This is a genomic window from Labilibaculum manganireducens (genome assembly GCF_002843385.1).
In the GTDB taxonomy this organism is placed as follows: Bacteria; Bacteroidota; Bacteroidia; order Bacteroidales; family Marinifilaceae; genus Labilibaculum; species Labilibaculum manganireducens.
The window spans coordinates 1-6,162 of record NZ_MVDE01000064.1; the positions used below are offsets into that span (position 1 = coordinate 1).

Here is a 6,162-nt window from a genome sequence, read left to right on the forward strand (position 1 = left end):
AAGATGTAATGTAAAAAGAAGCATGGGATTGAATTACCTCTCGGATTTTGCGGTTGGAGAAGAAGTATCTTGAAAAGTAGAAGGGGCGAAAAGTCAAAAAAAAGTCAATTGCAGTTTTATGGTTTTAAATGCTGTGTGGCTTTGACCTGCCGTTTGGGAAGATATGTGTTTTGTGAAGCCATGCATTGCCAACTGCTTTAGCTGTTGCGTTTAAAAATCAAAGAGCCTTGAAAAGTTAAGTTTTTATTAATTCACTGTTTGTTATTGTCCTGAAAACTCTTAATTTTAGTTTATGTTCATTCTAAATCCATTCGAATATGATTTATAAGCTAAAACTGCTTGTTTTATTCCTAATGCTTCCTACTGCACTTTTCAGTCAAACTAAATTTGAAAAAAAAGGCGATAAAGCAATTCTGAAAGGAGATTATCCCGAGGCGATTATTCAATTCAAGAATATAAAGGATAAAAATGCTGAAGTCAACCGGAAGATTGCAGAATGCTATTTTGTTTTGGGCAAGTACGATCAATCCGAGAATTTTTATAACAGTATTCAGGAAAAAGAGAAGAATTCTGCAGATTTACTTCACCTCTCTCAAATAAACCTTGCTAATGATAATTTTACAGCAGCTGTTCTACTGGCAGAAAGAGCTGGTGAATTGGGGGCGGATCCAAATGAAGTTCAAATACGCTTGGATGCTGTTCGTAAATTCGCCGAGGTGCGAAAGGCAAATCAAGATTTGAAAATCACTAAGATTAAAGTTCAACCCCAAGGAAAGTGCTTAGGTATCTTCCTATTGCCCGAGGGAATTGTTTACTCAGAAGCTGGTGCCGGCAAATTAAAATCAGATAAAAATTACAAATTGCTGCTCGCTGCAGGTGAAAATTCAGAGTTTAATGAAACCAAATCTTTTGCCGGCAAACTGGAACCTAAAACAGATATTGGAGCCATTTGCATTTCTCCTGATGGAAATACAATGTATTACACGCGCTGGTACATTCGTAGGGGGAAACAACAAATGGAGATTGCGATTGCCGAAAAGAAAAACGGGGAATGGCGTTCTAAGGAAAGTCTTGCATTTTGCAGTCGAAAGTATTCCTGCTGCTATCCTTTTTTATCCCCCGATGGGAAAACAATGTATTTTTCTTCAGATATGGAGGGTGGATACGGAGGGACGGATCTGTATGTTAGTAAGCAGGAGAACGGGAAGTGGACAGAACCTCAAAATTTAGGAAAATCAATTAATACAGCACAAAACGAGATTTATCCACGGGTGCTGTTGAATAATCAGTTGTGGTTCTCGTCCGATGGACACGCAGGTTATGGAAAATTGGATTTGTTTTTTACTTCCAGAAATGAGGATGGCAGCTGGGCTCCGGTTATAAATCCGGGAGAACCGTATAATTCTGCATTTTCAGAGTATTCAATTCAGGACATCCCTGAGACGGGCATGCAGCTATTTGTATCAGACCGGGAAGATAGAGGTTTGCGGGACCGGATCTATGAATTGAAAAAAGAAGACAAAAAACGTGTTCAGGTTTTTGTGAAAGATGCACATTCCTATGATATTATTAAAAACGTAAAATTTTCAGTTCTGAAAGCTTTGGAAAATAAAGTGATTGTTGCTGATAAGGGGATGATTGAGGGAGAAACTTCTTTCGAAATACCGGAATCTGAGTTTGATCAGGGAATATTATATGAGATTACTGTTCAAAAAACAGGATATATGGATCGGAAGATTGAATATTACCCATCCTCTCAAAAAATGAATATTGAGGTAAGTTTGGACCGCATCAGCGAAAAACCTAAGTTTTCCTTTGTGTCGGAACTGACGCCAATTGCCTATCCTAAGAAGAAGATTACATTTAAAAACATCTATTTCGAGAAGAATGAGGATGACTTTAGTGATGAAGCTAAAAAAATATTGGATCGTTTGTACCGGTTTTGGAAAGAATTTCCAGAATTGGGAATTAAGATAAACGGCCATTCAGACTCGAAAGGATTGGAACAAATGAATTTGGATATCTCTCTTCAAAAAGCTGAAAAAGCAAAAGAATATTTGGTAAAAAAAGGTGTGGATGTATCAGAGATAGAGGTTGGTGCATGGGGCGGGGAGTTTATTTTGAATGGGTGTTTTGATGATTCGGGATGTTCTGAAAATGAGCATCATGAGAATCGAAGGATAGAATTAATTTTTGTGTTGTAAATCAATTGTTATTCGTCTTGGGAAGCTGCTCTTTATACACATTTTGTGTTCACAATCTTCACTGGGTTACGGTCCCTCAAGAAGGGAAGATTCTGTTTGTGAACAATTCTCCCATTTTAAGGTGAGATGTTCGAAGAATAGAGGGGTGTTTATGTTTATAATTAAACTATTGCCTGGGAAAGCGAATATTTGTGTATAAAGAAGTAGCTTGGGAAGAGGGATTGTCTTTTGTAATGTTTATTTCCATTAATTAATGATTTTATTAGAAGCTGTTTAAATCTATTTTTAGAAATTCTTATCGAAGAAAAAAGACTAAGAATAAGACAAATTTGATGCGAATAGTGGTTCTGTTTAAAGATAATTTAACGCAATTATGAGGTTTTTGCCTTATAAAAAAGCTAAAGGATAAATTTTAAACAGTTTCTTGTATTTACTACTGTTAATTTTTGTTATTTTTAAGAATTAATCTGACACTCTATTCTGCCATCTGTTATGAGGAATATCTACTTTTTAATCTGTTTTTTCTTGACCGCCGGGACAATTGGTTCCCTTTCTCCTTTTTTCGATATTAACTTTGCCGGTTCTACTGCTGGAGGTTCAACCTATGGTGTAGAAATTGCAAAGTTTAAATATCCGGTGTATACCGATTATTTTGAGGAATTGAATGATGTTGTTGAGTTGAGTGGAAAAGATGGAGAGTATCATTATTTATCCGGTCTTAGCAATTCCAAGAGTGAAGCAGAGACCCGGGTAGAGGAAATAAAGTCTTTTGGATATGCTGATGCTAAGGTTTTGGATTTAAATCAGGAGTTCACATCGGAGCAGATTTCAGCAGTTCTTACGAATGGAAAGGGTGATCAGGATAAAACTCAGAAGCAGAAAATTACCAGTCAAATCGATAAAAGGAATCAAGCCGCTGAAACCGCAATTGGTAAACTGACTCATATTGGTAATGATTATTACTACACCATTCTTCTTCAGAAAAGCAAAAATAGTCTAAATGCAGAAAGTTTTTCTCCGTTCAACTCAGTGAAAGTACTGGAAGCCGATGGAATGTTTCAATATGTGTTGGGACGATTTGAGGATGTGGGTGATGCTAAGAAATATTTGCAGGAAAAAGTGGAGGCAGGTTTTCCTCAGGCAAGTGTTGCCGTTATTAATAAGGGAGAGTTGGCGGAAGTTAGAGTAGAGGCAGAAAGGAAAAACGATGTGAAAATGGCCTCGGATCAGACAGGATCCTATAACATGGGACGAAAAATGAGAGGAAAAGAATATGTTGACTACTATTATGAGCTGGGACATTTAAAGATATCTGAAAAGCCGCTTTATGTTATTGAAATAGGAGACTATAACGATAAAAAGCTTGCAAATGAGGCGGTTCAAAAATTAAAAGACCTTGGTTTTACTCAGGCAAGAATTAAAACTCCATCAGGTTTAAAAACAGCAGCCATTCAGGAAAGCCTTTCTGCAGATGCTCATTTTACCATTCAGATATTTGCAAGTAAATCTGAAATGAACCTTAAGCGGATAACGATTAAAGATCTTACCCGTACGTTTGATCCGCAGGACGAATTGTATCGTTATTTTTACGGGAATTACGACAATTATTGGGTTTGTCGCCGGGAATTGCGCGAAATTCGCCAAAAAGGCTACGGCGATGCGTTTATTGTCCGATTATAGGTTCCAAACTTCCAAGGATCAATCTTGAAGTAAAAAGGATAAAGTAAAAAGGATAAAGTAAAAAGTACAAAGGGTGAGAAGTATAAGGAATATTGTAAGTGTAAAGTATAAAGCCACGTGAAACAAAATGAATTGCAAGCTCGATTGTTTAATTTTTCTGTTGACATCATAAAACAGGTAAGGGTGTTTCCAAATTCGCGTGAGTATCAAGTGATTTCTTACCAGGTTTTAAAGTCCGCAACATCTGTTGGTGCCAATTACGAGGAGGTACAGGCGGCTGTCTCAGAAGCTGATTTTGCTAATAAAATCTCTATTTCCCTGAAAGAGTTAAGAGAAACAAACTACTGGATTCGTATTGTAAATTCCATTTCAGAGGAAAAAAACGAATGGCTTATCTTGGAAAGAGAATCTGAGGAATTAATGAAAATATTGGGAGCAATAAGAGTTAAAATGTACCGAAAACTAAAACGGTAACATTACCTTCCTTTGTATTTTTTTTCTTTATACTTTTTTCTTTATCCTTTTTACTTTATACTTATTGCCTCCTTTGAACTTTTTCCATTTCTTCCCTTCTCTTTTTTATACTTTATACTTTATACTTGTTACTTTTTCCTTACATTTGTCCCGGCAAACCGTTCTATCGCTGCTTTGTAAAAAGGAGAGGAAAGTCCGGGCAACATAGAGTAACATACTTCCTAACGGGAAGAAGGTCGAAAGGCTTTAGTAGTAGAACAGAAAAGAACCGCCTCCGGGTAAGGGTGAAAAGGTGAGGTAAGAGCTCACCAGCACTGATGGTGACATTGGTGGCTGTGTACCTTATGTGTTGCAAGATCAAGTACACCGGCGTATGTAGGCTGACTCGGCTGATGTTCGGGGGGTGGATTGCTCGAAACATTTGGTGACAAGTGTTCTAGATAAATGATAGAAATTCTTTTCGGAGAATACAGAACCCGGCTTACAGGTTTGCCTTTTTTTAAACATAAACAGACTGACTCATGATTGAGTTGGTCTTTCTTTTGTGATATAGTGAAAGTCTGGAAAGATCTCAAAAGTCTGGAAAGGTCTTGAAAAGTCAAAAAAAGCCAATTGCAGTTTTATGGCTTTAATTGCTATGTGGCTTTGATCCACCGTTGGGGAAGATATGTGTTTTGTGAATTCATGCATTGCCAACTGCTTTAGCTGTTGTGTGAAAAGGTTTATCGCAGCAATTCTCCCATTTTCAGGGGAGATCCCGACAGGGAGAGGGGTGTTTGAGGATTGAAAAAGTCTGGAAGAGTCTGGAAAGGTCTCAAAAGTCTTGAAAAGTGAAAAAGGTCAACAAGAGTGAGATAGATAAAGAGATTGCTTATTTTATCGGAGCCTGAAGGGCTCAAATATGAATAGCCCGGGGTAAATGAGCGAAGCGAATGCCACCCCGGGATAAGAATGGGACATAACAAATTGGCGCAGGTGAAAATCATTCTTTGAAACAAGATCTTATTCTGCGCCACAAGATGTAATGTAAAAAGAAGCATGGGATTGAATTACCTCTCGGATTTTGCCGTTGGAGAAGAAGTATCTTGAAAAGTCGAAGGGTCGAAACATCAAAAAAAGTCAATTGCAGTTTTATGGTTTTAAATGCTGTGTGGCTTTGACCCACCGTTTGGGAAGATATGTGTTTTGTGAAGCCATGCATTGCCAACTGCTTTAGCTGTTGTCTGAAAAGGTTATCGCAGCAATTCTCCCATTTTCAGGGGAGATCCCGACAGGGAGAGGGGTGTTTGAGGATTGAAAAGTCTGGAAAGGTCTTGAAGAGTCAAAAAGTCAATTGCAGTTTTATGGTTTTAAATGTTATGTGGCTTTGATCCACCGTTGGGGAAGATATGTGTTTTGTGAATTCATGCATTGCCAACTGCTTTAGCTGTTGTGTGAAAAGGTTTATCGCAGCAATTCTCCCATTTTCAGGGGAGATCCCGACAGGGAGAGGGGTGTTTGAGGATTGAAAAGTCTGGAAGAGTCTGGAAAGGTCTCAAAAGTCTTGAAAAGTCAAAAAGGTCAACAAGAGATAGATAAAGAGATTGCTTATTTTATCGGAGCCTGAAGGGCTCAAATATGAATAGCCCGGGGTAAATGAGCGAAGCGAATGCCACCCCGGGATAAGAATGGGACATAACAAATTGGCGCAGGTGAAAATCATTCTTTGAAACAAGATCTTATTCTGCGCCGCAAGATGTAATGTAAAAAGAAGCATGGGATTGAATTACCTCTCGGATTTTGCCGTTGGAGAAGAAGTATCTTG

The 6,162-nt window shown here is 38.0% G+C and carries 3 protein-coding genes and 1 other RNA gene; all 4 read left to right on the plus strand.

Annotation, left to right across the window (positions count from 1 at the left end):
• The first annotated feature begins 317 nt into the window (after positions 1 to 317).
• The 4 genes from BZG01_RS21050 (at position 318) to rnpB (ending at position 4,858) form a co-directional block, all read left to right on the plus strand.
• On the plus strand, positions 318 to 2,204 hold the full coding sequence (locus BZG01_RS21050; RefSeq protein ID WP_101311814.1) for an OmpA family protein: 1,887 nt from the start codon (positions 318 to 320) through the stop codon (positions 2,202 to 2,204).
• A 525-nt stretch (positions 2,205 to 2,729) separates the two neighbouring features.
• Positions 2,730 to 3,884, plus strand: coding sequence for an SPOR domain-containing protein (locus tag BZG01_RS21055; protein ID WP_143470972.1), 1,155 nt, complete (start codon positions 2,730 to 2,732; stop codon positions 3,882 to 3,884).
• 117 nt (positions 3,885 to 4,001) lie between these two features.
• A complete protein-coding gene (locus BZG01_RS21060) occupies positions 4,002 to 4,358 on the plus strand; it encodes a four helix bundle protein (protein ID WP_101311816.1) in 357 nt (118 codons plus the stop codon).
• A gap of 150 nt (positions 4,359 to 4,508) precedes the next feature.
• Positions 4,509 to 4,858: RNase P RNA component class A (rnpB, locus tag BZG01_RS21065), an RNA gene on the plus strand.
• Positions 4,859 to 6,162: the final 1,304 nt, after the last annotated feature.